This is a genomic window from Nocardia coffeae (assembly GCF_019890715.1).
Taxonomy (GTDB): domain Bacteria; phylum Actinomycetota; class Actinomycetes; order Mycobacteriales; family Mycobacteriaceae; genus Nocardia; species Nocardia jiangxiensis.
In genome coordinates, this window is sequence record NZ_JAINZY010000007.1 from 336,764 (window position 1) to 362,825 (window position 26,062).

Here is a 26,062-nt window from a genome sequence, read left to right on the forward strand (position 1 = left end):
GATCGGCTCCGGTGGCGGCGGAATGACCGCGGGTCTGGCCGCTCAGGCCGCGGGTCTGCGCACCCTGATCGTCGAGAAGTCCGCGCAGTACGGCGGATCCACCGCATTGTCCGGCGGCGGCATCTGGGTGCCGAACGCTCCCGCGCAGGTCCGCGACGGCTACAGTCCCGACCCCGAGAGCGTGGTCGAATATCTGCGCACCATCACCCAGGGCCTGGTCACCGAGGAACGGCTGCGGGCCTATGTGGACACCGCGCCGGAGATGATGGAATTCCTCGAGCGCAGCAGCGACTGGCTCGAATTCGTCTGGAAGCCGGGCTATGCCGACTACTACCCGGAGCTTCCCGGTGGTTCGGGCGAGGGCAGCACGATCAATGTGCCGCCGATCGATCTGCGCAAGCTCGGCCCCGACGAGGAACAGCTGCTGCATCCGCTCGCACTGGCTCCGAAGGGAATCTGGCTGGGGCCCAAGGATCTTCGGATGTTCTACCAGGTCCGGCAGAACTGGCGCGGTAAGGCGGTGCTGGTGAAGCTGGTGTGGCGGATGTTCCGCGCCAGGGTGTTCGGCGATCGCATCGCCGCGATCGGCCAGTCTCTGATGGCCCGGATGCGCCTGGCGCTGCGCGAGCACGACGTGCCGCTGTGGCTCGACTCCCCGATGACCTCGCTGATCACCGGCCCGGACGGCCGGGTGGTGGGCGCGGTGATCGAGCAGGACGGTCGTGAACTGCGCGTGCGCGCCGAGGGCGGTGTCATCCTGGCCACCGGCGGATTCGAGCACGACATGGTGTGGCGCAAGGAATTGTGCCCGGAGGTCGACCAGGACTGGAGTTTCGGCAATCCGGCGTCGATGGGCGACGGGATCCGTGCGGGTCAACAGGTCGGCGCGGACACCGATCTGCTGGACGAGGCGTGGTGGTTCCCGTCGATCCAATGGCCCGACGGCCGTATGCAATTCATGCTCAACGAGCGGATGATGCCCGCCCAGTTCATCGTCAACGGCGCGGGCGAGCGGTACATCAACGAGGCCGCGCCGTACATGGACTTCGGCCACGCGATGATCGAGGGGCAGAAGTCCGGCGTGACACACATTCCGAGCTGGCTGATCACCGATGCGCGCTCTTGGCGCCGGTACGTCGTCGCGGGGCATCTGCCCATTCCGAAGGTTCCGTTCGCGCCGGTGCCGACCGGCGGGAAGATCCCGCGGGCGTGGCTGGACTCCGGCGTGGTCAAGCAGGCGAACTCGTGGGCGGAACTGGCCGCCAAGATCGATGTGCCCGCCGACCGATTGGCCGCTACCGCAGAGCGTTTCAACGAACTCGCGCGCAACGGCCACGACGACGACTTCCAGCGCGGGGACAGCGTCTACGACAACTACTACGGCGACCCCACGCTGCCCAACCCCAACCTCTACCCGCTGGGCAAACCGCCGTACTACGCGTTCCGGATGGTGCCGGGCGATCTGGGCACCTCCGGCGGTCTGCGCACCGACGAGTTCGCCCGGGTGCTGCGGGCGGACGGGACGGTCGTGACCGGTCTGTACGCGACCGGGAACACGACCGCGGCGGTGATGGGCCGCAGCTATGCCGGGGCGGGGGCCACCATCGGTCCCGCGATGACCTTCGGATACATAGCGGCCCAGCACATTTCGGGGAGAGACCGAGCCGACGACAGCGGTTCGGCACAGGTGACGAGCACCGATTCCAATGGAGGAAGTAAATGAAGATATCGCTGTTCTACGAGTTCGCCCTGCCGCGGCCGTGGGTTCCCGACGACGAGCGGCAGATGTTCCAGGACGGACTGGACGAGGTCGAGGCCGCCGACAAGGCCGGCTTCTCCACGGTCTGGCTGACCGAGCACCACTTCCTCGAGGAGTACTGCCACTCCACCGCACCCGAGATGTTCCTGGCCGCGGCGAGCCAGCGCACCAAGGACATTCGCCTCGGCTTCGGCGTCATGCACCTGCCGCCCGCGATCAACCACCCCGCGCGCGTCGCCGAGCGGGTCGCCTCGCTGGACCTGATCTCCAACGGCCGCGTGGAATTCGGCACCGGCGAATCGTCTTCGGTGGGTGAGCTCGCCGGCTTCAACATCGACCCGGCAGACAAGCGCGGCCAGTGGGAGGAGGCGCTCGACGTCGCCATCCGCTGCATGATCGAGGAGCCGTTCACCGGTTTCAAGGGCAACCATATCGAGATGCCCCCGCGCAACGTCGTGCCCAAGCCCGCGCAGCGCCCGCATCCGCCGGTGTGGGTGGCCTGTACCCGGCCCTCCTCGGTGCAGATGGCGGCCCAGAAGGGGATCGGCGCACTGAGTTTCGCGTACACCGGTCCCGGCCCGCTGGCCGAGCGCGTGCGCGGCTACTACCAGGAGTTCGAGGACAAGGCCGAGCCCACGATCCCGATCCTGAACCCGAACATCCTGGCCATCGGCGGCGATCTGTCGATGATGGTCGCCCCGACCGACGAGCAGGCCCTGCAGCGCCTCGGCGTCGGCGGCGGGTTCTTCTCCTTCGGCATCATGCACTACTACATGACCGGCCAGCACATTCCGGGCCGCACCGGGGTGTGGGACCGCTACCTGGACGCGGTCAAGGAGGACGAGACGCTCGCCTACGGTCCGGGCCGCGGCGCGATCGGCTCGCCGGACACCGTGCGCGAATTCCTGCGCGGTTACGAGGAGAGCGGGGTCGACGAGATCATCCTGCTGCTCAATCCGCGCAGCCACGAGGGAACCATGGAGTCCATCGAGTTGATGGGCAAGGAAGTGCTGCCCGAATTCATCGAGCGCGACGAGAAGCAGGTCGCGGCCAAGGCCAAGCGGCTCGAGCCGGTCATCGAGAAGGTCGAGGCGCGCCGCAAGCCCTTGGCCGGACCGGAATTCGACGAGACCTACTCTTTCGGCGGCCTGCCGACCGGCCGCGGCGGCAAGTTCACCGCGAGCGAGATCCCCGAGGCCATGGCCGAGATCAACGAGGGCCGGGTGCAGGCCGCCCAGCGCGCCAAGGACGAGCAGTAGCAGCACGGCGAAGACGAGGTATCCGAGATGGGACGAACAGATCAGCTGTGGCGGTACGACGGCCGCCGGGTCGTGGTGACCGGATGCTCCTCGGGCATCGGCGCGTGTGTCGCCGAGCAGGTCCGCGACCTGGGCGGCACGGTGATCGGCCTGGACGTGGCCGAGCCGTCCGGTGAACTCGACGAGTTCCACCGGGTGGACATGGCCGGCGCCGCATCGATCGATCGTGCCGTCGCGGCGATCGGCGCCCCGGTGGACGCGTTGTTCAACGTCGCCGGGGTGTCCTCGGGCATCGGGGATCCGATCAAGGTCGTCACCATCAATTTCCTGGGCCTGCGCCGGTTCACCGAGGCCCTGGCCGAGCGGATGGGCCCGGATTCGACGATCGTGAGCGTGTCGTCGCTGGCCGCGTCCGGGTACCTCGATCACCGCGAGCAGTCCGACGGGCTGCTCGCGACCGCCGATATCGACGACGGGATCGCCTGGTGCACAAGCCATCCCGAGGCGATCGCGGACGGCGGATACCGGTTGTCCAAGGAAGCGATCATCTACTACACGATGCGCAACGCCGTACCCCTCGGGGCGCGGGGCATCCGGATCAACTGCACCGGTCCGGGGGTCACCGAGACCCCCATCCTGGACCAGCTGCGCTCGGCGTACGGGCCGCAGTATCTCGACACCATCCCCAAACCGCTCGGCCGCGTCTGCGAGCCGGCCGAGCAGGCGGCCGTCCTGGTGTTCCTCAACAGCCAGGCTGCCAGCTATGTGCACGGCCAGGTGCTGTGGGTGGACGGCGGCAATGTGGCCGCGCGCATCGCGGGCACACCCACCACAGAAGGAGAGGCATAGTGGCCACCCTGACCGAATTCCGGCGCGTCGCCGAACAAGTGCGCAACTGGGGCCGCTGGGGCGCGGCCGACGAACTCGGCACGCTCAACTTCATCACCCCGGACAAGATCGCCGCGGCGGCGAAGCTGGTGCGGCACGGGCGGGTGTTCCCGCTCGGGGTCGACTTCGACTCGTCCGGACCGCAGGGGGCGTTCAAGTTCCGGCAGAACCCGGTGCACGTGATGACCGTCGACGGCGGTGACGCGCGGACCATGGCCGAATACGGACCGCAGTGGGCGGCAAACGGTTTCGGGCAGGAGTTCGGCGGTTTCTTCGCCGGAGAAGAGAATCCGTTCCGGTTCAACGACGACATGATCGTCATGCCGCTGCAGGCGGCCACGCAGTGGGACGCCCTGTCGCACGTCTACTACGACGACAAGCTGTACAACGGCTTCCCGGCCGATTCGGTCACCAGTGCCGGCGCGTTCCACTGCGGTATCGACAAGGTCGACGGCAAGGGCATCACCACCCGCGGCGTACTGCTGGATCTGGTGCGTCATCGCGGCGCGGACGTCTTCCTCGAGCCCGGAAACCCGATCACCCCGGACGAATTGGACGAGGTGGCCAAGGCTCAGGGCGTCGAGATCGGCCGGGGTGACATCGTGCTCGTGCGGACCGGCTGGTGGTCCCGGTTCCAGGAGACCCGCGACGGCGCGGAGCCGTATTCGGGCCTGGACTGGATGTGCGCCAAGTGGTTGCACGAACGCGAGGTCGCCGCCGTGGCCGCGGACAACCTGATGGTCGAGGACGTGGTATCCGGCGTCGAGGGCACCTTCCTGCCGATGCACATGCTGTGCCTGCGCGATATCGGCCTGATGCTCGGCGAGTACTGGGATCTGACCGCCCTGGCCGCGGATTGCGCCGCCGACGGCGTGTACGAATTCCAGCTCGTCGCACCGCCGTTGCGGGTGGTCGGCGCGGTCGGCTCCCCGATCAACCCCATCGCGATCAAGTAACCGAGCCAAGCCTGGAGGTTTCGAGTTAACGGTTCTCCCGCCTGAGGGCGGGAGATTTCCAGCTCAGACCGCAACCGAACCATCCACCCGCAGGAGGTGATCCGATTGTCTGACGTCCTCGACACTGACGTGGCCCCGTTCTGCCACGGCCAGAACCACTCTGGCAGCGTTCCGGTCCCGACTGTCGGCGTAACCGCAGTGCGGGCACCGGAAGTCTCTCTCGTGCAGTTCGAGTCGCTTGGTTCTCGCGAAACACCGGCTGCACGTCATGGTCGTGTACGCGGGCCGGACCATCACCACCTTCCGCCCGGCCCGCGTGGCACGCTCGATCAGTTCACGCTTGGCCGCGCCGATCGCGGCATCAGCAGCATTGCGCGCCATGGTGGACTTCGCCAGGAACTTTGGCTCGAAGTCCTCGACGGCGATCAGATGGTGGTGGTCGACAACGCGTTTGGCCCACACACGCGAGTCGTGAACGGTTCGCAGGGCAGATCTCTTCGCCAGCCGGGCAACATGCCGCCTGGCATCGGCGTAGCCCCGCGACTGCGGACGGCCCTTGCGGTGACGTCGCGCCATCGTGCGTTGCGCTCTCGCCAACTCCGCAGCGCATCGCCTGCGATGGCCGAGATGTGGGAGATCGAAGGCAGGGGCGGTGGTGGTCGCCGTGGTGGTCACACCCCAATCGACCCCGATGTTGCCCTGGCCGTGCGGATGAGGCTGGATCTGACGGCGCACGACGAACGAGGCATACCAATGCCCCAAGCTGTCCCGGCCGACACGCACCGACGTCGGCTCGCTCGGCAACTCCCGGGACCACACAACCGGAACCGCAACACCCTTCGGCAGGATCAAACGACCTTCACGGATCGAGAACCCTCGCCTCGTGTACTCCAACGACGGCAGAGAACTCTTGCGGGACTTGACCTTCGGACGACCACGCCCCTTCACCGTGAAGGACTGATCCAACGCTCGCGCGTAATCACTCAGCATCTGCTGCTGGGCGACCTGCGAACCTTCGCGCAGCCACAACATCGCCGCTCGTGCCTGGGTCAGCAGCTTCCCGAGCCGCGCGAACGTCGGCTTCCGACCCGATCGCTGCTGATGGACCGCCTCGTTCCACAACCATCGACAACGCCCCCACTCGGCCACCAACGCTGCCTCGGCAGTGCACCCGGGCCGAAGCCGGTACGTGTACCGCACCACCTCATCCATTCGAACATACTATCGAAAGATGCTGTAATGCGACACAAACGACACCCTCACCTATTGCTCTCTGCCGTCAACGATGACGTATCCAAGGCGGATGCCCGATGACTGCAACTACGACCAGCGCGGACCCCACCGTCGCGGACCACGACGGACGGCCGTTCGTCGTCGGCCTCGGCGGGACGTTGCGCGCGGGCTCGTCGACCGAGCGGGCGCTGCGGCACTGTCTGGCGGCGGTCGAGCGGCAGGGCGGGCGCACCGCGTTGTTCTGCGGTGCGGATATCAACCTGCCGATGTACAACCCGCATGATCCGGATCGCACGCCGGAGGCGATCGCGCTGATCGAGGCGTTGCGGCGTGCGGACGCCGTGGTGATCGGCTCGCCCGGTTACCACGGCGGGATCTCCGGACTGGTGAAGAACGCCCTGGACTACATCGAGGATCTGCGGGGTGACCCGACGGTGTACCTGGACAACAAACCGTTGGGCTGCATCACCTGTGCCTTCGGCTGGCAGGCCGCGGTGGGCACGCTGGGGCAGTTGCGGGCGATCGGGCACGCCCTGCGCGCGTGGCCGACTCCGCTCGGCGTGCCGATCAACTCGGCCGATCCGATCTGGGACGCCGAGGGGAATCTGTCCGACGACACCGTCGCCGCGCAGCTGGAACTGCTCGCGACCCAGGTGCTCACCTTCGCCCCGGCGGGCGGTGCGCGGGCGTGACTCCCCGGACACCGGACCCGGCCGCGGTGCGCGCGGCGATCACCGCGCTGCGCCGCGGTCGAATGGTGTTGCTGGTCAGCGAGATCGACGGCGGGTACCGCGGTGATCTGGTGCTGGCCGCCGAGCGGGCCACGGCCCAGACGGTCAATCTGCTCACCGGTATCGGACGCGGACTGGTCCAGGTGGCCATGCGTTCGGCGGAGCTGGATCGGCTCGAGATACCGCCCGCCGATCCCGCCATGACCGGACCGGGCCGGGCGCGGTTCCGGGTTCCGGTGGGTGCGGCCGCGACCGGTGCGCACGCGTCGCAGCGAGCGAAAACCATTCGCGCGCTGGCAGATCCGTCGAGTACGCCGAGTAGTTTCGGTCGGCTCGGGCACGTGTTCCCGCTCGGTTGCGCCGAGCGGGGCGTACTGGACGCGCCCGCGCCGCCCGAGGCGGCGATGGATCTGGCCGAGCAGGCGGGCATGTCGCCCGCGGGCGTGCTGTGTGAGGTGTGCGGGGCCGACGGGGAAGCGGCCCGGCTCTCCGAACTGCTCGAACTCGGTGGCGCGCACGGGTTGCCGGTGGTCTCGATCGAGGATCTGATCGCCTACCGGCGGCGCGAACTGTGCCGGGTGGAGCGTCGCGGTGTGGCGCGAATCCCATTGCCGGTGGGTGAATTTCGCGCGGTCGGATTCATCGACGGGCTCGGTCGCGACCATATCGCCTTCGTGCACGGCCAGCCCCGGGCCGATCGGGTGCCGTTGGTGCGGGTGCATGTGGAATGCCTGTTCGGCGATACGCTGGGTTCGCTGTTCTGCGACTGCGGGGCGCGATTCGATCGTGCGCTGGAGCTGATCGCCCGAGCAGGACACGGTGTACTCGTCTACGTGCGTTCCCGTGACGCCGTGCTGCGCGGTCTGCCAACCTCGTCTTCAGGGGAAAGCCGGACTGCCGCAACACATCCGGTGGATCCTGCCGACCTGCTGTCGGCGTTCGAGATCCTGGATGAACTCGGCTTGCATGAAGTTCGCCTGCTCACCGCGTCGGGGGAGAACCACTTCATCCCCGACCAGGTCCGCATTCTCGACCGGGTCGCGATGGGCGATGACGTGAGCGAGACGTCCTTCCGGGCGCCGATCTGGTCGGACGCCGCGTCTGCCGAGGATCCGATGGGGAAGGTTTCGTGATGAGCGGATTCGTCGCGCGGACTCAGGCCCGCGAGGTCGGGACGTTGAGTGAACTTCAGCGAGAGTGTCTGCGCTGCAGGGCTTGTGCCGGTCATGCGCATGATCGCAGGCCGATAGCGGAAGGGGATCATCGATGAGTCAGGAGTCATCGGTTGTGCGGCCCACAGTCGGCGCGCAGCGCAGGACGTTGATCGTGGACGGCCTGCTGACCAGTTATCTGGAGGCCGGGACCGGTGAGCCGGTCGTGCTGCTGCACGGCGGCGAGTTCGGCGCGGGCGCCGAGGTCGGCTGGGAACACACCATCGATGCGCTCGCGCAACGCTATCGCGTGCTGGCCCCGGACATGCTGGGATTCGGCGAGTCGGCCAAGGTGATCGACTTCACCGATGGCCGGGGCCTGCGAATCCGGCACATCGCACGGTTTCTCGAGCTGTTGGGCGTGGAATCCGGGCATTTCGTGGGTAATTCGATGGGCGCGGTGAACATGTTCGCCGATATCACCTCCGCGACGCCGCGTCTGCCGATGCGCAGTATGGTCACGATCTGCGGCGGCGGGGAGATCCAGAGCAACGAGCACATGCGTGCGCTCTACGACTACGACGCCACGCCGGAAGCCATGCGGCGCATCGTCACCGCGCTGTTCCACTCGGACGATTATCCCGCCGACGAGCAGTACGTGCGTCGGCGGTATGAGGCGAGTATCGCCCCGGGAGCGTGGGAGGCGTTGGCGGCCGCGCGGTTTCGCCGTCCTGGTGCCGATGCGCCGTCGGGGCCGTCGAGTCACCGTGCGTACGAACGCATCTCGATTCCGGTCCTGGTGGTCGAGGGCGGCTGCGACAAGCTCCTGCCACCGGGCTGGGCCGCCGAGATCGCCGGGGCGATCGCCCGCGGACGAGCCGCGGTCGTCCCGGAGGCCGGGCACTGCCCGCAGATCGAGCAGCCCGAGGTGGTCAACGAGTTGTTGCTGACCTTCCTGGACGAGCAGTCCCGCACGACCACCGAGTCCGACCGGCCCGCCCCGCTCCGGGCCTGACACCGCAGACCGCGAGTTCGGCTATGGCCGAACCGAATCGAAAGGATCACAGGCATGATCGACGAACTGGCCGGAAAGGTCGCCGTCGTCACCGGCGGAGCCTCCGGAATCGGCCGCGCGACCGTGACGAAACTGGTCGCCGAGGGCGCGAAGGTTGTCATGGGCGACCTGGACCCCGAGCGCGGCGCGGCCTCGGTCGCCGAACACGGCGACTCTGCGGTCTTCCTGCAGACCGACGTCTCCGATCCAGCGCAGGTCGAACGGCTGGTCGAGCACGCGGTGCGGACTTTCGGCGGGCTGCACGTCATGTGCAACAACGCGGGCATTCCCGGCACGATGCATCCGAGCCTGCTGCTGGACGATCTCGCCGATTTCCACCGGGTGCTCGGGGTGAATCTGCTCGGCGTGATGGCGGGCACCAAGTTCGCCGCGCGGCATATGGCCGAGCACGGCGGCGGGTCGATCATCAACGTCTCCTCGGTCGGCGGCCTGCAGGCGGGCGGGGGAGTGCAGACCTATCGCGCGTCCAAGGCCGCGGTCATCCACTTCACCAAATCGGCCGCGATCGAGTTGGCGCAGTACGACATTCGGGTGAACTGCCTGGCACCCGGGAATATCCCGACCGCGTTGCTGACCACCTCGGCCGCCGGCATGCCGCCGGACAAGGTGGAACGGTTCGCCAAGGCGGTGCGCGCGTCGATGAACAACGACCGGCCGCTGCCACGGGAGGGTGAGCCCGAACATGTCGCGGATGCGGTGGTCTATCTGGCCGGTGACCGGTCGCTGTACGTCACCGGTACGGTCCTGCCGATCGACGGTGGCACAACCGCGGGTAAGCCGCTCAAGCCCCGGAAGAAGCCCGAGGAACGCACGCCTGCGGAACCGAATTCGGCCGCTCGGCCGGTCGCGTCGAAAAACTGAGTCGCCGCGGATCTCTCGTTTCTAAGTCAATCAGTTGACTTAAGACCCTTCTAGGCGTTGACTGGAGGTAATCCCATGATCGGATACGAGAACATGATTCTCCGTCGTCCGATCGACCACGGTCGGCGTATGGACCGGACCGCACATCCGAAGGGGCACATGATGGGATCCGTTCGTTCCCAGCGCGTGGACAGCACGCGCGAAGCCATCCTCACCGCCGCGGAACGCCTGTTCGCCGAGCGGGGGATCGCGGCGGTGTCGAACCGTCAGGTGAGTGAGGCCGCGGGCCAGGGCAACAACACCGCGGTCGGCTACCACTTCGGCGGGAAAGCCGATCTGGTGCGCGCGATCGTGCGCAAACATCACGCGTCCACCGAACAGCTGTGCCGGGAGATGGTCTCCCGGCTGGATGCCGACGCCGGACTGCGGGACTGGGTGGGCTGTCTGGTCCGCCCGATCACCGAACATCTGGCGGCACTGGGCAATCCGACGTGGTACGCGCGCTTCAGCGCGCAGGTCATGCCCGATCCGGTATTCCGCGATCTCATCTCGGACGAGTCGCTGGCCTCCCCGTCGGTGGTGCGCATCGTGGACGGTCTGCAGCGCTGTCTGCCGGAGTTGTCACCGCAGCTGCACCGGGAGCGAAACGCCATGGCGCGCTTGCTGATCGTGCACAGCTGCGCCGAACGCGAGCGCGCGCTCGCGGACGACACTCTGGTCTACCGCACGAGCTGGGAGGAGGCCGCGGTCGCCCTGATCGATGCGATCACCGGGCTGTATCTGGCCCCGGTCACCCGGTGAGTGGCATCGAACCCCGCATGCGCAGAAAGGAATTCGCGACATGACCACATCCGCCCGGACCCGCCGCACGGGGGTGCTCGTCGTCGGCGCCTCGGTGTCGGGGCTGAACACGGTGGAAGCGTTGCGCCGCCGGGGTTTCCGCGATCGCATCACGGTCGTCGGCGACGAGCCGCACCTGCCCTACGATCGTCCGCCGCTGTCCAAGCAGATCCTCTCCGGCGCATGGCGTCCGGAGCGCACGCTGTTGCGTGCGCCGCGCATGCTGGCCGATCTGGATATGGAACTGCTGCTGGGGCATCGCGCGCTGGCACTGGACCTGCCCAGCCGCACGGTGCGGACCACCGCGGGTCCGATCGCCGCCGACGCCATCGTGATCGCCACCGGCGCAGCGCCTCGCACACTGCCGGTGCCCGAGGGAGTGCGCGGGGTGCACGTGCTGCGCACCCTCGACGACGCCCTCGCGCTGCGCGACGAATTCGCCGCGGGCCCGCGCGTGGTCGTCGTCGGCGAGGGTGTGCTGGGCGCCGAAATCTCCGCCACGGCACGGCAATCCGGCCTGGACGTGACCATGACCGGGCCGCTGCACGCGCCGATGGCCGCGCAACTCGGCGATCTGGTCGCCGGACAGCTGGCGGACCTGCACACCCGGCACGGGGTCGCACTGCGGCTCGGAGTCGGGGTGCAGAGCATCCTCGGCGAGCGCGGCCGGGTATCCGGTGTGCGCCTGGCGGATTCGCGAACGCTGCCCGCCGATCTGGTGGTCGTGGCCATCGGCGCGGTCCCCGCGACGGACTGGCTCGCCGGCAGCGGACTGACCCTCGATCGTGGCGTCGTCTGCGATGCGCGGTGCCGCGCGGCCGAGGGCGTCCACGCGGTCGGCGACGTCGCCCGCTGGCACGACCGTGGCACGAATACCGCTGTGCGCCTGGAAAATCGCACGCACGCGGCGGAACAGGCCGCGGTGGTCGCGGCCAACATCCTCGGCGCGCAGGATGTCTACCAGCCGATTCCGTACTTCTGGACCGATCAGTACGAGGTCAAGATCCAGGTGCACGGCACCGTCACACCCGATGCGCGCGCCACCGTCGTGGAGGGGGATCCCGCACAGGGGCGCTTCCTGGTGCGGTACGAACGCGACGGCGTGCCGACCGCGGTGCTCGGCTGGAATATGCCCAAACAAGCCCGCATGCAACGCCAGATCCTGCTGGACGCGCAGTCCGCATCCGGTCCGGCGCTGACATCCGCGCACTCATCCTAGGAAGTAGGTCCCGATGAAAGTGACTGTCGATCAGGTCAAATGCATCGCGGCCGGGCACTGCGTCATGCACGCGGGCGCGGTGTTCGATCAGCGCGACGAGGACGGCATCGTCATCCTGCTCGACGAGAACCCGCCCGCCGAGCTCGCCGACGACGTCCGGCACGCGGCGGCGATGTGTCCCGCGATGGCCATCCAGATCGAGGAATGAACCGACACCCTGCGGTTCGCCCCGCAGCCGATCATCAGGAGTGAGAAGTGTCCGAAGCGTTGACCGACGAGACCACCGCGACGACGGAGGTCCCCGAATACCCGATGTTGCGGTCGTCCGGATGCCCGTTCGCGCCCCCGCCCGAGGCGACCCGGCTGGGCCGGGACAAACCGCTGAACCGGGTGCGGATCTGGGACGGCAGCACGCCCTGGCTGGTGACCGGGCATGCCGAATTCAAGGCGCTGATGTCCGATCCGCGGGTCAGCGTGGACGACCACGTCGCCGGATTCCCGCACTGGAACGAGGGTATGGCCGCGATGGTCGACACCCGCCCGAAATCCCTGTTCACCACCGACGGCGAGGAACACAGCCGGTACCGTCGGATGCTCACCAAACCGTTCACCTTCAAGCGGGTCGAGGCGCTGCGCCCGGCGATCCAGCAGATCACCGACGATCACATCGACAAGCTGCTGGCCGGTCCGCAGCCCGCGGATCTGGTTGCGGGACTGGCACTTCCGGTGCCGACGCTGATGATCAGCGAGATGCTCGGCGTGCCGTACGAGGATCACGAGTTCTTCCAGCAGCAGGCCGTCACCAGCGTCGACCGCTTCGCCACCAAGGAACAGGCCGAGAAGAGCCGAATGGGCCTGGCGCGCTACCTGATCGATCTGGTCAAGAAGAAGCTGGACGAGCCCGCCGAGGATCTGGTCTCCGATATCGCCGAGCGCGTGCGCGCCGGGGAGATCGATATGAAGGAGGCTTCGCAGCTGGGCACCGGCGTGCTCATCGCCGGACACGAGACCAGCTCGAACATGATCTCGCTGGGAGCCCTTGCGCTGCTGCAGAATCCGGAGCAGTTCGCGCTGCTGCGCGATACCGACGATCCCAAGGTGGTCGCCAACGCGGTCGAGGAGCTGATGCGCTATCTGAGCGTCATCCAGAACGGCCAGCGGCGAGTTGCGTTGGCGGACATCGAGATCGCGGGGGAGACCGTGCACGCGGGTGACGGGTTGATCCTGGACCTGGCCCCGGCGAACTGGGACGAGAAGGCCTGGGAGCAGCCGGACAAGCTGGATCTGACCCGTCCCGCGGCTCAGCACGTGGGCTTCGGCTTCGGCCCGCACCAGTGCGTCGGGCAGCAGCTCGCGCGCGCGGAGTTGCAGATCGTCTTCCAGACGCTGGTGCGCCGGATTCCCACACTGCGCCTGGCGATTCCGTTCGACCAGGTCGAGTTCAAGCACGATCGGCTCGCCTACGGGATCTACGAGTTGCCCGTGGCCTGGTAGCGCGCGGTCCCCGGACCGCTCTACCGGTCAGCCCGCCCCCGCCCCTCGGTGCCAGCCCGGGGCGGGGGCGGGCTGTGTTCTGCCTGGATATCGCTGAGAATGAGACTCTCGAGATATGAGAAGATCAGTTGCAACAACGTACTGTCACATTTACACTGAGTAGTACTTTTTCCGACGACTCGGTCCCGGTGAAGCCCGCCCGCACCGAGCACGATGACTTTTCTGCGAGAGGTGAACCTCTGTGACCACCAGCGCGGCCAGTGACGTCTACTACGACCCCTACGATGTGCGGCTCAACGCGGACCCCTATCCGATGTTCAAGCGGCTGCGCGAGCAGGAGCCGCTCTACTACAACGAGCAGCACGACTTCTACGCGCTGAGCCGGTTCGAGGACGTCAACGCGGCGTTGCTGGACCACGGCACCTACAGCTCGGCCAAGGGTGCGATCATCGAGCTGATCAAGGCCGACATCCCGATCCCGCCGGGCGTGCTGATCTTCGAGGATCCGCCGATCCACGACATCCACCGGAAGCTGTTGTCGCGCATGTTCACTCCGCGCAAGATCCGGGAGCTCGAGGACAAGATCCGCGAATTCTGCGCGCACAGCCTGGACCCGCACGTGGGCACCGGCAAGCTGGATTTCATCGCCGATATCGGCGCGCAGATGCCGATGCGCGTGATCGGCATGCTGCTGGGCATTCCGGAACAGGATCAGGAAGCCATCCGCGACTTCGCGAACGAGCAGATGCGCACCGAGGAGGGCAAGCCGATGAAGGCCGCCTCCGAGGGGATGGACGGCGGCGACATCTTCGGCGCGTACATCGACTGGCGGGTCGAGCACCCCTCCGACGACATCATGACCGAGCTGCTGAACGTCGAATTCGCCGACGAGACCGGCGCCGTGCGACGGTTGACTCGCGAGGAGCTGCTGACCTACGTCAATGTCGTGTCCGGCGCGGGCAACGAGACCACCACGCGGCTGATCGGCTGGGCAGGAAAGGTTCTCGCCGAACATCCCGATCAGCGCCGGCAGTTGGTCCAGGATCCGAAGCTGATTCCGAACGCCGTGGAGGAACTGCTGCGCTTCGAGCCGCCCGCACCGCATGTCGCGCGGCACGTCACCCACGACGTCGAGTTGTACGGCCGCACGGTCCCGCAGGGCAGCGCGATGATGCTGCTGATCGGTGCGGCCAACCGCGACCACCGCCACTTCGCCCCCGACGGCGACGTCTTCGACATCCATCGCGACACCCGCCAACATCTCACCTTCAGCGTCGGCACCCATTACTGCCTCGGCTCGGCGCTGGCCCGCCTCGAGGGCCGAATCGCGTTGGAGGAGATCCTGAAGCGCTTCCCGGAGTGGGAGGTCGACCTGTCCTCGGCCAAACTCTCGCCCACCTCGACCGTGCGCGGTTGGGAGACGTTGCCCGCGATCACGCGCTGAGCCGATCAGCCGCGGCGAGCGAACCGTTCGCCTCGCCGCGCAGCGCGCCACCACCGATGTCCGGTGTCGACGGCACGACGGATCCTGCGCACCGCGGGTACCTGTGTGAGCAGGTGTCGCTGGTACTGCCACGGCATCTGCAACCCGTGCCGCACCGCCATCGCATAGGCGAACCGCACGGCGCTGCGGTCGAGATAGCGATCTGCGTTCTCGTACCAGATCATGCTGGTGCGGGCGGCGGCCTGGATCGGGCGCAGTGCCGCGCGCCGCTGCGCGTCGTAGTTCTCCAGCGCGTCGGCGACCTTGTCGTGCTCGTACAGATTCTGTGCGAGCACGACGGCGTCGATGATCGCCAGCCGGGTGCCCGACCCGATCGTGAAGTGCGTCGTGTGCGCCGCATCGCCGAGCAGTACGACGTTGTCGTGATACCAGCTCTTGTTGGTTACCTCGGGAAAGCGGCTCCACCTTGCGAATTCGCCTCGCGTGTTGCTGATCAGCGAGTGACCGTCGAGACGGCGCGCGAAGATGTTCTCCAGGAGACGAAGGTTTTCCAGGTTGTCCAGCGCATCGAAGCCCAGTCGCTGCCAGGTCCGTGGTTGACACTCGACGATGCAGGTGCTGATCTTCCCGGCGATCGACGGGTAGGCGTGGAACCAGATCCAGCCTGCCGCAGTGTGTTCGAAGGCGAAGGTGAACCGCGTGAACACCTTGTTCGTACCGAGCCAGATGTATTGATTCTCGCCGAATCTGACGGACGTGCCGAAACGGTGGTCACCGAGCTGTCGCACCCGGCTGTTCGCGCCGTCGGCGGCGACGACGAGATCGAAGTCCTCGAAGCCGGACAGATCGTGGATCTCGCGGTCGTGCCGGACATCGACGCCCAGATCGCTCGCGCGCCGGGAAAGCACGTCGAGCAGGGCGGCGCGTCCCATGCTGAATCCGTAGCCCCCGAAATGCGCAATCTCGTTGTCGCGCACATGGATTTCCTGGTCACGCCACAGGACGGACCCGGCGCGCACCGCCTCTGCGCTGTCGGGGTCGTTCCGATACAGAATGTCGAGCAGGTCGTCCCAGTACACGACGCCCCAGCCGTAGGTGGATCCGAGGGGATTGCGGTCGATCACCGTGATGTCATGGGCCGGGTCGCGCCGCTTCATCGAAATGGCGAAGTACAACCCGGCCGGCCCGCCACCGATACACACGATCTTCATCTCGCCACCAGTTGGTCGAATCCGGCTGCACAGGAACGGTATTCGATGCGATCGAGCCCGGCACGCGGCGCGTGCCGGGCTCGATCACCGGCGTCAGAAGCTGCCCCAGCCACCCCATCCGGGTAGGTTCCACCAGCCGGGATTCCATCCCCAGCCGCCGCCGTGACCCCAGCCACCCCCGTGACCCCAGCCGCCGCCGTGGCCCCAACCACCACCCCAACCCCCGCCGTGACCCCAGCCGCCGCCACCCCAGCCCCCGCCGTGACCCCAACCGCCGCCGTGACCGACGTCCCCGGCGAGTTGGGTCGTGGATGTCGGTGTCGCCGCCTGCGCGCTGGACGCCTGCGCCGCGGTGGCGACGACCGGAACAGCGGCAAGTGCGGCAATCCCGGCGGCGGCCGCGAACCTGATGAACTTCCTGTGCGAATTCTTTCTCTCGATCATGATGGGCTCCAGATACAGTCCCGACCTGCCAGAATTCTACGCGGCTCCGCCGAACTGCAGGAATTTTCGCGTTAAGCCCGCTATAATGCGCACCGCCTCAGATGGGCTGCGGACGGCGGCGCCCGCGTCCCCGGCCGCCGGCGCTCACGGGCGTGCCGGGGTCGATGCGCTGCCGGGTGCGCGGGCCGAATGCGGCGAGCACGATGGCGCCGACCATCCAGGTGGCGGCGATGAAGAAGAACACCGATCGATAACCGCTCCAGGTGTAGAGGTGGGCGATGATCAGCGGCCCGGCGGCATTGGACAATCTCCCCAATCCGTAGGAGACGCCGGTGCCCAGCGAGCGGGTGCGCGTGTCGAACAGTTCCGGGGAGTAGGCGTAACCGAGTGCGGTGTAACCACGTTCGAACAGGTTCACCAGGAAGCCGAAGGTGACGATCATCAACGGGGTGAAGGTGAGCCCGTACAGCAGGCCGCAGACGGCGATGACCGTGCCGAAGGCGACCAGGCACCACTTGCGTTCGAACCGGTCGGTGACCAGCGCGGCGAGATACGACCCCAGCGGCGCGCCGACCGTGGACAGCGCCACGTACAGCGTCGAACTCTGCACGCTGAATCCCTCCTTCGCCAGCAGCGAAGGCGCCCAGGTGGAATAGCCGAAGAACCCGATCGACTGGGTCACCCACAGCACGGTCAGCAGCAGGGTGGGTAGCAGATACCTGCGCTGCAGCAGCAGCGACAGCGGCGCCCGCGTGGCAGGCTCCGCATCGACGGGCGGCGCGGGTTCGGGGAGCGGTCCGCGCTCCGCGCTCACGCGGGCCTCGATCTCGCGCAGCATCGCGTCCGCGGCGGCGTGGTCGCCCCGATTCTCCTGCCACACCGGCGATTCGGTGAGATACCGGGCGAGGAACAGCACGACCAGTCCGAGCGCGCCCCACAAATACACCAGCCGCCACGACCAGGGCGCGAGGCCGACCACCCCGCTGGCGATGAAATTGGTGACCGGTGTGCCGCAGATGCCGATCACGATGGCGTACGCCTGGTACTTGCCGCGCACGGCCGCCGGGAAGATCTCGCTGACGTAGATGACGGCGACCACCGTCATCGCCGAGAGTCCCGCCGAGGTCAGGACTCGAAATACCCCGAGCGACACGATATCCCACGAGAATACGGCGGCCAGGGAGAACACCGAGAAGGTGAGCGTCGTCCACAGCAGCGCCTTCTTGCGGCCCCAGCGGTCGGCGATCCATCCGGCTGCCAGCGAACCGATGAACATGCCCACGAAGGACAGCGAGGTGACGTAGGCGATCTCGTTGACGCTCACCTTCCACAACTTGATCAGCCGCGGTGCGGTGATGGCGAAGCTGTTGATGTCCGCGAATTCGAAGAAGTAGGCGATCGCGACCGCGGCCAGGGTGAGGTAGTGGAACCGGGAGATCGGAAGCCGGTCCAGCCGGTTGGACGCATTGCAGCGCTGCATTGGGCGATCCTTGTCGAGCAGAAAAGTGGAAATCGGTTGTGGTTCAGGACTTCTCGTCGGGCCAGTACAGCCGCATCGGATTGCCGACGAGCAGCTTGCGCTGCAGTTCCGCCGTCGTGGCGATATGCGGGATGTGATCGACCAGCAGCCCGTCGTCGGGCATGTGATCGGTGAGGTTCGGGTGCGGCCAGTCGGTGCCCCACAGCACCTGGTCCGGGAATTCCTCGACGACCCGGCGCGCGAACGGCACCACGTCGGCGTACGCGTTGCGCTCGCCGTCCAGGGCGACCGGGCCGGTCACCGAAAGTCGTTCGGGGCAGCTGACTTTCACCCACGCTCCGGTGCGCTCGGTGAAGCGCAGGAAGCGCGAGAACTCCGGCCCGTCCACCGGTCGCCCGACATCCGGGCGGCCCATGTGATCGACCACCAGCGTGGTGGGCAGAGTGGCGAAGAAGTCCTCCAGCTCGGGCAGATCCGCGGCCTCGAAGTAGATCACGATGTGCCAGCCGAGCGGGGCGATCTTCGCGGCGATCGCGGCCAGATCGTCCTTGGGCGCCGCGTCGGCGAGGCGTTTGAGGAAGTTGAACCGCACCCCGCGCACACCGGCCTCGTCCAGCGCTCGCAGTTCGGTGTCGGTCACGTCGGGGCGCACGGTGGCGATGCCCCGCGCCCGGCCGCCGGCGGCCCGCACCGCATGGACCATGGCCCGGTTGTCGGCGCCGTGGCAGGTCGCCTGGACGATGACGTTGCGAGCCAGGCCGAGATGGTCGCGCAGCGCGAACAGCTGTTCCTCGGACGCGTCACACGGGGTGTATTTGCGTTCCGGGGCGTACGGGAACCGGTCGCCGGGCCCGAAGACGTGGCAGTGTGCGTCGACCGCGCCGGCGGGCAGCTGGAAGGTCGGTGTCGTGGGGTCCGCATACCAGTCCAGCCAGCCCGCGGACTTGGTGAATCGGGTGTGAGCGTCAGCGGTCATGAAGCAAACATAATCGTTGACAAGATTGTTGACAATAATTCCGGAAATCTTTGTTCCGGCCGTCGAGTATCAGCGGGCGCTGTCAGGGCGGCTCGGGCTGCGACAATGTGGGTGGTGTGTCGTCACAAGCCGACAACGGAGGTGGGAAACGATGGGTACGGTGGTGCATCACAGGTATGCGACGGTCCGCGGACATCGACTCTTCTACCGTGAGGCAGGATCGGCCGATCTGCCGACAATCGTTCTGCTGCACGGCTTTCCGACCAGTTCGTTCATGTTCCGCAATCTGATTCCGCAACTCGCGGGCTACCGGGTCATCGCGCCGGACCATCTGGGGTTCGGGCTCTCGGACGCGCCCACGGTCGAGGAGTTCGACTACAGCTTCGACGCACTGGCGGAGCTGACGCAGGGGCTGCTCGAGCAGCTCGGCGTGCAGCGATACGCCATGGTCGTGCACGATTACGGCGCGCCGATCGGCTGGCGGCTGGCGATCGCGAACCCCGAATCGGTGGTCGCGGTGATCAGCCAGAACGGGAACGGTTACGACGAAGGTTTCGTCCCGAGCGGCTGGGCGCCGATCTGGGCCTACCAACGCAATCCGAGCAGCGAGAACGAGGCGACGCTGCGCGGGGTGTTCACGCCGGCGGCGATTCGCGGTCAGTACGTGACCGGCGTCGCGGACGAGAGCGTCCTGAGCCCCGACACCTGGACCCTGGACCACGCCTATCTGTCGCGTCCCGGCAACGCCGAGGTCCAGCTGAAGCTGTTCGCGGACTACATCACGAACCCGCCGCTGTATCCCGCACTGCACCGATGGCTTCGGGACAATCAGGTGCCGGTGCTGGCGGCGTGGGGCGAAGGCGACCCGTTCTTCGGGCCCGACGGTGCTCGGGCCTTCGCCCGCGATACCGACAAGGCCGAGATCCACGTGCTGGAGGGCGGCCACTTCCTGCTGGAGAGCGCCTGTGACGAGGTCGCGTCACTGATCCGGGAATTCCTCGCCAAGTACCTGCCCGCGGCCTGAGCCGCGGGCTATCGGCAAGCGGATCGGCGCGGCGTCCCCAGCCTCCGCCTGCACCACGCCGGACTAGTTGGCCGCCAGCTCTCCGGCTCGTGCCGCCTGCTCCTGGGCCTGAGCCCGATACAGTCGACGCAACCGCAAGACGCCCAGATCGTGCTGATAGAGGTTCTCGGCCTGGTCGGCATCGGAAGCCATGTGCTCGAGCATGACGCGATCCTGTTCGAGCACATGCCAATGCCGCTCCTCGAGCTTGGTGCGATACAGGAACTGCCACACGTCCCGTTCCCAGCCGGTGACCCGGCGGTAGCGCCAGAAGAACACCGCGGTACGCCGTTCGTCGATCGGCGTACCGATGCCGACGATGCCGAACGGACCGCCCGGACCCGCGGTCGGCGGGTAGGGGATCTCGAGGTCGACCCAGTCGATTCCGGTGCGGCAGAACTCGACCCAGTCGAAGTTGACGCCGCGCTGGTCCGTCTTCTCGAAGAAGAAGCCGCGGTCGGTCTCGCGGATGCGGAAACGTGCGGTGGTCCCGCCCGCGAACATGGTGTGCGAATCGCGGTGCAGGAACGCGCCGTGCATCGGGTCGAGCAGATTCTCCATGGCCCAGCGCCACGGCGACTCCCATTCGGCGTAGCACAGGAACGCGGCGGTGTCCTCGTCCACGAGCGGGCCGGGCAGTTCGAGCGGGCCGGGTTCGGCGGCCGGGTCGATGCCGACCCACGCCAGGATCGCGCCCGCGACCTCACGCACGGGCAGGCTGCGGACGAGCTGTTTACCCTCGAGGTTGCAGCCGGGCATACCGGGCACGGACACCACGGTTCCATCGCCGTCGACCTCGATGCCGTGGTAGCGGCAGGCGATCCGGTCGCCGAGGTGCTGGCCCAGCGACAGCGGCGCGCCGCGGTGCGGGCACCGGTCGGCGAGCATGCGCACGGTGCCGTCGGACTGCCGGTACAGCAGCCAGTTCTCGCCGAGGCGGGTGATGCGCTTCATGCCGCCGCGCTCGACGAAGTCCGACGGGCAGATGGCGTGCCACTGATCGCGCATACCGGTGGTGAAGATCCGGTCGGCGGTCAGTGTGGTGGTGGGGGATTCGTTCATCAGCGGGCTCCCAGCCGTGCGATTTCGGTGGTGAAGGATTCGGCGGTCCACGCCTGGCCGTCGGGCGCGTAGATGCTGCGGCCGTTGAGCCCGGCCACCAGTGCGTCCAGGGTGTGGCTGCCGCCGCCGAAGACTTCTTCGATGGCCCCGGCCAGCTTCATTTCGTACGGTGTGGGTTCGCCGGTGCGAGCCTGGTGGATGACCAGGTACTGGTCGTTCATTCGATTCTCCTAGAGGTCGAGCACGAGCTCGTCGGTGAGCGCCCGGGAGACGCAGATCATCATGGTTTTCCCGGCCGCCTGTTCGGCGCTGGACAGCACGTCGTCGCGGTGGTCCGGAATGCCTTGCAGCACAGTGGTTTCGCAGCTGCCGCAGATACCCTCGCGGCAGGAACTGGGCACCTCGACACCGGCCTGTTCGAGGGTGTCGAGGATGCTGCACCCCGGGGTGGCGGTGGCGGTGACGCCGGAACGTCGGCACACCACCCGCACCGGCTGCTCGCCCGCTGCGTCGCCTTGGGTGGACCGAGTGGTGGGTGCGAAGCGTTCCAGGCGGACCGCACCTTCGGGCCAGGCCGAGCCGAACTGCTCGACGGCGGTCAGCATGCCCTCGGGGCCACAACTGTAAATCAATGTGCCGGAGCGGGATTCGCCGAGCAGACCGGGTAGGTCGAGCCTGCCCTCGCGGTCCTCGCTGACGATGTGCACGCGGTCGCCGTGTGGCCGGAGTTCGTCGAGGAAGGCGAGCGCGGCGCGGGTGCGTCCGCCGTAGTGCAGTTCCCAGTCCGCGCCGCGCCGCTGTGCCTCGCCGATCATGCCGAGCAGCGGCGTGATGCCGATGCCGCCGGCGAGGAACAGGTAGTTCGGCGCGTCGAGCATCTCGAAGTTGTTGCGCGGCAGGCTGACTGTCATCGGCTGGCCGGGCCGCAGGTTCTCGTGCACATAGCGGGAGCCGCCTCGGGAGGCGGGGGCGAGATGTACGGCGATGCGGTATCCGGTCTTGTCGGTGGCGTCGCCGCACAGGGAGTACTGCCTGATCAGGCCGTTGGCCAGGTGCAGATCGATGTGTGCGCCCGGGGTCCAGTCGGGGAGGGTCGCGCCGTCGGCGTCCTCCAGCCGCACGGATACGACCTCGCACGCCTCCCAGCGCAGCTGGCGCACTACCAGCTCGAGCGTGTCGAGTCCCATACCGGCGATCTGTTCCCGCGTCCCCATCAGGACTCCGTCGGCACCGACACCGGCGGCGTGAACGCCGTCCGCATCGGCCCGTACGCCACCAGATCGACCTCGACGATCACGGGCGCCTGCAGGCTCGCGGCCTCCGCCAGCACCGCGACCGCCTGATCCGCGCTCTCGATGCGGCGGTACGGAACCCCGATCGACTCCGCGAGCAGTGCGAAGTGCGGATTCACCAGATCCACCGCGTACGTATGAGTCCCATTGGCCTGCTGCATATTTCGCAGCACCCCGTAACCGCCGTCGTTGCACACGAGCAGCACCAGCCACGGCTTCTCCTGCGCCATGGTCAGGATCTCGCCGAAGTGCACCGCCAGCCCGCCGTCGCCGCACAACGCCAACGTCGGGCGGGTCTCGTCGGCCAGCGCCGCGCCGAGCGCCATGCCCAGGCCCTGCCCGATACCGCCACCGCGCGGGAACACATTGGCGCGCGGGTCGTAGATCGGCAGCAGCCGGTTGCCCCACGAACTGGACGCGATGGTGACGTCCCGGGCGATCACCGCGTCCCGAGGGAGCGCGGCGCGCACGGCGTCGGACAGTACGGCGTGGTCGCCGAGTCCGTGCCGCTGCGCTGCCCGTACTCGTTCGCGGGTCCTGCGAGCGCGTTCGGTCCATGCGGCATCGACGGGCGTGAGGCGGCCGGATTCGGTGACAGCGCGCAGGAATTCGCCGATGTCGCCGGTCACCGGCACGGTCGCCGGGTACACCCGGCCGTTGGCCGCCGGGTCGAGATCCACCTGCACATGTGCGGCGGGCACCGGCATGCTGTAGTCGCCGGTCTCGTTGGAACGGAAATGCGTTCCGAGGGAGAGCAACAGGTCGGCCTCGCCGAGCAACTCCCTGCCCGCGGGCGAAGTGCCGTAGTTGCCGATGCACAGCGGGTGATCCTCGGGAACCGCGCCGCGGCCCGAGTTACTGGTCAGCAGCGGCACACCCCAGTGTTCGACCAGCGCAAGCAGTTCCGCGCCCGCGCGGGCGACACCGCCGCCGGCCCAGACCGCCGGTCGTCGCGCGGCCGCCAGCGCCGCGAGCGCGGCCTCGAGCTGTCCGGCGTCCGGACCGGGGGCCTGCGGGACAACCAGTTCCTCGGCGGCGATCTCCTGCTCGGCGTATTGCAGGTCGATCGGCCATTCGACACTGACCGGACCGCCCGGCCGCGACAGCGCCCGCACGACTCCGTCCCGCAGCGTCTTACCTGCCGTTTCGGAGTCGAGAATCGTTGCGGCATAGGCCGACACGGCCTGCAGCATGCCGAGCTGATCCTTGGTCTCGTGGATGAATCCCCGGCCCGATCCCAGGTATCGGCTCTCCACCTGACCGGTCACATGCAGCACCGATGTTCCCGCGGAAAGGGATTCGACCAGCGCCCCGGCCGCATTGCCCGCACCGGTGCCGGTGCTGGTGAGCGCGCAGCCCAATCCGCCGCTCGCACGGGCGTATCCGTCCGCGGCGTTGACCGCGGTGGCCTCGTGTCGCACCGGCACGAACCGCAGTTCCCGAGCGACCGCCTCCACCAGCGGCTGATTGTGTACGGACACGATGCCGAAGACGGTGTCCACACCGGCCTCTCGCAACACCTGCACCAGCAGGTCTCCACCATTTCGGCGCACTGTTCGGGCTCCTCTCACATGTACCGGGCGACGCCGCCACAGACGTCGAGAACAGCGCCGGTCACATAGGACGAGCGCGGGGACAACAGGGTGACGATCATGGCCGCGACCTCGTCGGCGTGGCCGAACCGGCCCAGGCCGATGCCGCGGTCGGCGGCGATCTCCGCCTCCCATTCGGCGAAAGTCGCAGTGCCGCTGGACTCTTCGTAACGTCGGCGCCACTGACCGGTGTCCACCAACCCGAGCGCGACCGTGTTCACCCGGATACCTTCGGGTGCGAACTCGATCGACATCGATTTGGTGAGATTCAGCAGTCCGGCGCGCGCGGCGCCGGTGGTCACCAGCCGGGGGTCGGGCTGCCGGGCCAGGACGGCGTTGATGTTGACGATGGCGGGCACGGGGGAGCGGCGCAGCAGCGGCAGTGCGGCGTCCACGGTGTTGAGCACGCCGGCGAACTTGAGGTCCAGTTCGTCACGCCAATCATCCAGTCCCGCTTCGGCTCTCGGCACCATACGGGACTTCCCGGCATTGTTGACCACACCGTCCAGCCCGCCGAAACGTTCGGCTCCGGCCTCGACCAGGGCGTCGACCGCGGCGGTGTCCCGCACGTCGCAGGCGGCGGCGTGCACGCGCTCGGCTCCGGGCAGCGCACCGACGACCGCACGCAGCCGCTCGACGTCGCGGGCGCAGGTGACGACGTTCGCGCCCTCCTCCAGTAGCAGCGCGACCGTGGCCGCGCCCACCCCGGAACTGCCGCCGGTCACCAGATAGGTGCGGCCACCGATGTTCAGATCCATTGTGTCCGTATTCCTTCCGTGCCGTCAGTGCAGGACGAATCCGCCGTCGACGACCAGTTCCTGGCCGGTGATGTACCCGGCCTCCGGGCCGAGCAGGAAGGCGACCGCGCCGACCAGATCGGCGGGTTGCTGCGGCCGGTCCAACGCCCGGTTCAGCCGGTACAGTTCGTGCCGGTCCGCGGGCACGAACGCGGCGGATTCGCTCTCGGTCAGCCCCGGCGACACCGTGTTGACGGTGATGCCGTGCAGTCCGAGATCGCGGGCCGCGGTGCGGGTCAGCGCGGCCACCCCGCCCTTGGCGGCGATGTAGTGGGTCAGGCGCGGCGATCCGTACCGGGCCGCGTCCGAGCCGATCGATACGATCCGCCCGCCCGCGCCGGCGGCGATGAGCGCCCGCGCCGCGCCGCGCGTCACCAGGAAGGTGCCGCGCAGGTTGACCCCGACCACCCGGTCCCAGTCGGCGGCCGCGAGTTCGTGAATTGCCTTGCCGCCCACACCATCCGCGAGCGCGGCATTGTTGACCACGCCGTACAGCGGTCCGGCGGCGGCGATTGTCGCGAACATCGCGTCCACCGATTCCTCGTCGAGCAGATCGACCGGGACGAACCGCGCGTCCGCACCCGCGGCGCGCAGTTCCGTGGCGGCATCCTCGCCCCAGTCAGCGCGCACATCCGCCAGCCACAGGGTGGCGTGATCGGCGGCGAGCCGGGTCGCGATCGCCCGGCCCAGGCCGCGACCGGCCCCGGTGATCAGAATCGTCCTGCCCGCCAACATCAGTCGCGCGTGATTCCGTGCATCGCCGAGGTCTCCGGGTAGGTGGGGACCTGGGGCTTGCGGGTGCCGATGATGACGCAGAACAGCGCGGTGGCCTCGCCGTTGTTCTTCAGGCTGCGCGGCACACCGGCGGGTACCACGATCATGTCGCGATAACCGAGGGTGCGTGTCTCGACCTTGCCGTCGCGGTGCACGCCGACCTCGATCTCACCCTCGAGCACGAAGAACGCCTCCTCGGCGTCGTGATGGGTGTGCTCGGGACCTTCGGCGCCCGGGGGCAGCATCATATTGGAGAAGGTGAATCCCTCCGAGGCGATGATGCGCCGGTCGTCGTCGTGATTACCGGTCGCGCCGGAGCCGACGTAGCGGATCTGCGCGCGACGGAACCGGTCACCGGCCTTGGCCTGGAAGCCCAGGGCATCCCAGTCCTCGTGCCTGCTGGCGCGGGTCAGCACCAGTGAATCGGTGAACTCGGCCAGCTCCGATGTCGTGTAATCCAT

26 protein-coding genes are annotated in these 26,062 nt (G+C 67.7%); 14 read left to right on the forward strand and 12 right to left on the reverse strand.

The features are described 5' to 3' along the window. Nucleotides 1-22: 22 nt before the first annotated feature. The 4 genes from K7711_RS26220 to K7711_RS26235 are packed head-to-tail and all read left to right on the forward strand — an operon-like array spanning nucleotide 23 to nucleotide 4,862. Entirely contained in the window at nucleotides 23-1,723 is a 1,701-nt protein-coding gene (locus K7711_RS26220) for an FAD-binding protein (RefSeq protein WP_235747837.1), read from the forward strand. Further along, nucleotides 1,720-3,018 (forward strand): LLM class flavin-dependent oxidoreductase, encoded by a 1,299-nt coding sequence (locus tag K7711_RS26225; RefSeq protein ID WP_222972092.1) that lies wholly within the window; start codon nucleotides 1,720-1,722, stop codon nucleotides 3,016-3,018. Before K7711_RS26220 ends, K7711_RS26225 begins: the two co-directional genes overlap by 4 nt. A gap of 27 nt (nucleotides 3,019-3,045) precedes the next feature. Next, a complete protein-coding gene (locus K7711_RS26230; RefSeq protein ID WP_222972093.1) occupies nucleotides 3,046-3,867 on the forward strand; it encodes a coniferyl-alcohol dehydrogenase in 822 nt (273 codons plus the stop codon). Then, nucleotides 3,867-4,862, forward strand: coding sequence for a cyclase family protein (locus tag K7711_RS26235; protein WP_222972094.1), 996 nt, complete (start codon nucleotides 3,867-3,869; stop codon nucleotides 4,860-4,862). Before K7711_RS26230 ends, K7711_RS26235 begins: the two co-directional genes overlap by 1 nt. 63 nt (nucleotides 4,863-4,925) lie before the next feature. On the opposite strand, the gene K7711_RS26240 is transcribed toward K7711_RS26235, so the two are convergent. Next, nucleotides 4,926-6,074, reverse strand: a complete 1,149-nt coding sequence (locus K7711_RS26240; protein ID WP_222972095.1) for an RNA-guided endonuclease InsQ/TnpB family protein — start codon at nucleotides 6,072-6,074, stop codon at nucleotides 4,926-4,928. A 98-nt stretch (nucleotides 6,075-6,172) separates the two neighbouring features. On the opposite strand from K7711_RS26240, the gene K7711_RS26245 reads away from it, so the two are divergent. The 9 genes from K7711_RS26245 to K7711_RS26285 all read left to right on the forward strand — a co-directional run bounded on the left by K7711_RS26245 (nucleotide 6,173) and on the right by K7711_RS26285 (nucleotide 14,910). Beyond that, the gene (locus K7711_RS26245; protein ID WP_222972096.1) at nucleotides 6,173-6,787 is read left to right on the forward strand and encodes an NADPH-dependent FMN reductase; all 615 of its coding nucleotides are present in this window, start codon (nucleotides 6,173-6,175) and stop codon (nucleotides 6,785-6,787) included. Continuing rightward, entirely contained in the window at nucleotides 6,784-7,959 is a 1,176-nt protein-coding gene (locus tag K7711_RS26250; RefSeq protein ID WP_222972097.1) for a 3,4-dihydroxy-2-butanone-4-phosphate synthase, read from the forward strand. Before K7711_RS26245 ends, K7711_RS26250 begins: the two co-directional genes overlap by 4 nt. A 133-nt stretch (nucleotides 7,960-8,092) precedes the next feature. Continuing rightward, a complete protein-coding gene (locus K7711_RS26255) occupies nucleotides 8,093-8,992 on the forward strand; it encodes an alpha/beta fold hydrolase (protein ID WP_222972098.1) in 900 nt (299 codons plus the stop codon). A 54-nt stretch (nucleotides 8,993-9,046) separates the two neighbouring features. Beyond that, complete coding sequence (locus K7711_RS26260) at nucleotides 9,047-9,913, forward strand: SDR family NAD(P)-dependent oxidoreductase (protein WP_222972099.1); 867 nt, start codon at nucleotides 9,047-9,049, stop codon at nucleotides 9,911-9,913. 159 nt (nucleotides 9,914-10,072) lie between these two features. Then, nucleotides 10,073-10,714 carry a TetR/AcrR family transcriptional regulator gene (locus tag K7711_RS26265; protein ID WP_222972209.1) on the forward strand — a complete coding sequence of 214 codons (642 nt, stop codon included), beginning with the start codon at nucleotides 10,073-10,075 and terminating at the stop codon, nucleotides 10,712-10,714. Between the two features lie 40 nt (nucleotides 10,715-10,754). After that, nucleotides 10,755-11,972 (forward strand): NAD(P)/FAD-dependent oxidoreductase, encoded by a 1,218-nt coding sequence (locus K7711_RS26270; RefSeq protein ID WP_222972100.1) that lies wholly within the window; start codon nucleotides 10,755-10,757, stop codon nucleotides 11,970-11,972. Between the two features lie 13 nt (nucleotides 11,973-11,985). Further along, on the forward strand, nucleotides 11,986-12,180 hold the full coding sequence (locus tag K7711_RS26275; RefSeq protein WP_222972101.1) for a ferredoxin: 195 nt from the start codon (nucleotides 11,986-11,988) through the stop codon (nucleotides 12,178-12,180). Between the two features lie 47 nt (nucleotides 12,181-12,227). After that, a complete protein-coding gene (locus tag K7711_RS26280) occupies nucleotides 12,228-13,466 on the forward strand; it encodes a cytochrome P450 (protein WP_372460191.1) in 1,239 nt (412 codons plus the stop codon). A 241-nt stretch (nucleotides 13,467-13,707) separates the two neighbouring features. Beyond that, complete coding sequence (locus K7711_RS26285) at nucleotides 13,708-14,910, forward strand: cytochrome P450 (protein ID WP_222972102.1); 1,203 nt, start codon at nucleotides 13,708-13,710, stop codon at nucleotides 14,908-14,910. A gap of 5 nt (nucleotides 14,911-14,915) precedes the next feature. Here the strand turns inward: K7711_RS26285 and K7711_RS26290 are convergent, their stop codons facing one another. The 4 genes from K7711_RS26290 to K7711_RS26305 all read right to left on the reverse strand — a co-directional run bounded on the left by K7711_RS26290 (nucleotide 14,916) and on the right by K7711_RS26305 (nucleotide 19,021). After that, nucleotides 14,916-16,121 (reverse strand): FAD-dependent monooxygenase, encoded by a 1,206-nt coding sequence (locus K7711_RS26290; protein ID WP_222972103.1) that lies wholly within the window; start codon nucleotides 16,119-16,121, stop codon nucleotides 14,916-14,918. Between the two features lie 93 nt (nucleotides 16,122-16,214). Beyond that, complete coding sequence (locus tag K7711_RS26295) at nucleotides 16,215-16,565, reverse strand: hypothetical protein (RefSeq protein WP_222972104.1); 351 nt, start codon at nucleotides 16,563-16,565, stop codon at nucleotides 16,215-16,217. A 97-nt stretch (nucleotides 16,566-16,662) separates the two neighbouring features. Next, nucleotides 16,663-18,045, reverse strand: coding sequence for an MFS transporter (locus K7711_RS26300; RefSeq protein ID WP_222972105.1), 1,383 nt, complete (start codon nucleotides 18,043-18,045; stop codon nucleotides 16,663-16,665). Nucleotides 18,046-18,088: 43 nt separating this feature from the next. Then, entirely contained in the window at nucleotides 18,089-19,021 is a 933-nt protein-coding gene (locus K7711_RS26305) for an amidohydrolase family protein (protein WP_222972106.1), read from the reverse strand. 151 nt (nucleotides 19,022-19,172) lie between these two features. Here K7711_RS26305 and K7711_RS26310 point away from each other — a divergent pair, with 151 nt between their 5' ends. Then, nucleotides 19,173-20,045: an alpha/beta fold hydrolase gene (locus tag K7711_RS26310; protein WP_222972107.1), complete on the forward strand. Its 873-nt coding sequence runs from the start codon at nucleotides 19,173-19,175 to the stop codon at nucleotides 20,043-20,045. A gap of 63 nt (nucleotides 20,046-20,108) precedes the next feature. Here K7711_RS26310 and K7711_RS26315 read toward each other — a convergent pair whose 3' ends face one another. From K7711_RS26315 to K7711_RS26345, 7 genes are read right to left on the reverse strand one after another with little or no spacing between them, the layout of a single operon-like run. After that, entirely contained in the window at nucleotides 20,109-21,146 is a 1,038-nt protein-coding gene (locus tag K7711_RS26315; RefSeq protein ID WP_222972108.1) for a Rieske 2Fe-2S domain-containing protein, read from the reverse strand. After that, on the reverse strand, nucleotides 21,146-21,367 hold the full coding sequence (locus K7711_RS26320; protein WP_222972109.1) for a recombinase-like helix-turn-helix domain-containing protein: 222 nt from the start codon (nucleotides 21,365-21,367) through the stop codon (nucleotides 21,146-21,148). Before K7711_RS26320 ends, K7711_RS26315 begins: the two co-directional genes overlap by 1 nt. Nucleotides 21,368-21,376: 9 nt before the next feature. Beyond that, a complete protein-coding gene (locus K7711_RS26325; protein WP_235747768.1) occupies nucleotides 21,377-22,360 on the reverse strand; it encodes a PDR/VanB family oxidoreductase in 984 nt (327 codons plus the stop codon). Beyond that, a complete protein-coding gene (locus K7711_RS26330; RefSeq protein ID WP_222972110.1) occupies nucleotides 22,360-23,991 on the reverse strand; it encodes a thiamine pyrophosphate-binding protein in 1,632 nt (543 codons plus the stop codon). The genes K7711_RS26325 and K7711_RS26330 overlap by 1 nt, the downstream gene beginning before the upstream one ends. Nucleotides 23,992-24,005: 14 nt before the next feature. Continuing rightward, nucleotides 24,006-24,788, reverse strand: coding sequence for an SDR family oxidoreductase (locus tag K7711_RS26335; RefSeq protein ID WP_222972111.1), 783 nt, complete (start codon nucleotides 24,786-24,788; stop codon nucleotides 24,006-24,008). Nucleotides 24,789-24,812: 24 nt separating this feature from the next. Further along, the gene (locus K7711_RS26340) at nucleotides 24,813-25,565 is read right to left on the reverse strand and encodes an SDR family oxidoreductase (RefSeq protein ID WP_222972212.1); all 753 of its coding nucleotides are present in this window, start codon (nucleotides 25,563-25,565) and stop codon (nucleotides 24,813-24,815) included. Next, nucleotides 25,562-26,062, reverse strand: coding sequence for a cupin domain-containing protein (locus K7711_RS26345; protein WP_222972112.1), 501 nt, complete (start codon nucleotides 26,060-26,062; stop codon nucleotides 25,562-25,564). The genes K7711_RS26340 and K7711_RS26345 overlap by 4 nt, the downstream gene beginning before the upstream one ends.

Bases quoted from the DNA above. Each gene is read 5' to 3' on its own strand.
- K7711_RS26220 (WP_235747837.1), top strand. From the start codon at position 23: ATGACCGCGGGTCTGGCCGCTCAGGCCGCGGGTCTGCGCACCCTGATC.
- K7711_RS26225 (WP_222972092.1), top strand. From the start codon at position 1,720: ATGAAGATATCGCTGTTCTACGAGTTCGCCCTGCCGCGGCCGTGGGTT.
- K7711_RS26230 (WP_222972093.1), top strand. From the start codon at position 3,046: ATGGGACGAACAGATCAGCTGTGGCGGTACGACGGCCGCCGGGTCGTG.
- K7711_RS26240 (WP_222972095.1), bottom strand. From the start codon at position 6,074: ATGGATGAGGTGGTGCGGTACACGTACCGGCTTCGGCCCGGGTGCACT.
- K7711_RS26245 (WP_222972096.1), top strand. From the start codon at position 6,173: ATGACTGCAACTACGACCAGCGCGGACCCCACCGTCGCGGACCACGAC.
- K7711_RS26255 (WP_222972098.1), top strand. From the start codon at position 8,093: ATGAGTCAGGAGTCATCGGTTGTGCGGCCCACAGTCGGCGCGCAGCGC.
- K7711_RS26260 (WP_222972099.1), top strand. From the start codon at position 9,047: ATGATCGACGAACTGGCCGGAAAGGTCGCCGTCGTCACCGGCGGAGCC.
- K7711_RS26265 (WP_222972209.1), top strand. From the start codon at position 10,073: ATGATGGGATCCGTTCGTTCCCAGCGCGTGGACAGCACGCGCGAAGCC.
- K7711_RS26270 (WP_222972100.1), top strand. From the start codon at position 10,755: ATGACCACATCCGCCCGGACCCGCCGCACGGGGGTGCTCGTCGTCGGC.
- K7711_RS26275 (WP_222972101.1), top strand. From the start codon at position 11,986: ATGAAAGTGACTGTCGATCAGGTCAAATGCATCGCGGCCGGGCACTGC.
- K7711_RS26290 (WP_222972103.1), bottom strand. From the start codon at position 16,121: ATGAAGATCGTGTGTATCGGTGGCGGGCCGGCCGGGTTGTACTTCGCC.
- K7711_RS26295 (WP_222972104.1), bottom strand. From the start codon at position 16,565: ATGATCGAGAGAAAGAATTCGCACAGGAAGTTCATCAGGTTCGCGGCC.
- K7711_RS26300 (WP_222972105.1), bottom strand. From the start codon at position 18,045: ATGCAGCGCTGCAATGCGTCCAACCGGCTGGACCGGCTTCCGATCTCC.
- K7711_RS26305 (WP_222972106.1), bottom strand. From the start codon at position 19,021: ATGACCGCTGACGCTCACACCCGATTCACCAAGTCCGCGGGCTGGCTG.
- K7711_RS26310 (WP_222972107.1), top strand. From the start codon at position 19,173: ATGGGTACGGTGGTGCATCACAGGTATGCGACGGTCCGCGGACATCGA.
- K7711_RS26315 (WP_222972108.1), bottom strand. From the start codon at position 21,146: ATGAACGAATCCCCCACCACCACACTGACCGCCGACCGGATCTTCACC.
- K7711_RS26320 (WP_222972109.1), bottom strand. From the start codon at position 21,367: ATGAACGACCAGTACCTGGTCATCCACCAGGCTCGCACCGGCGAACCC.
- K7711_RS26325 (WP_235747768.1), bottom strand. From the start codon at position 22,360: ATGGGGACGCGGGAACAGATCGCCGGTATGGGACTCGACACGCTCGAG.
- K7711_RS26335 (WP_222972111.1), bottom strand. From the start codon at position 24,788: ATGGATCTGAACATCGGTGGCCGCACCTATCTGGTGACCGGCGGCAGT.
- K7711_RS26345 (WP_222972112.1), bottom strand. From the start codon at position 26,062: ATGGATTACACGACATCGGAGCTGGCCGAGTTCACCGATTCACTGGTG.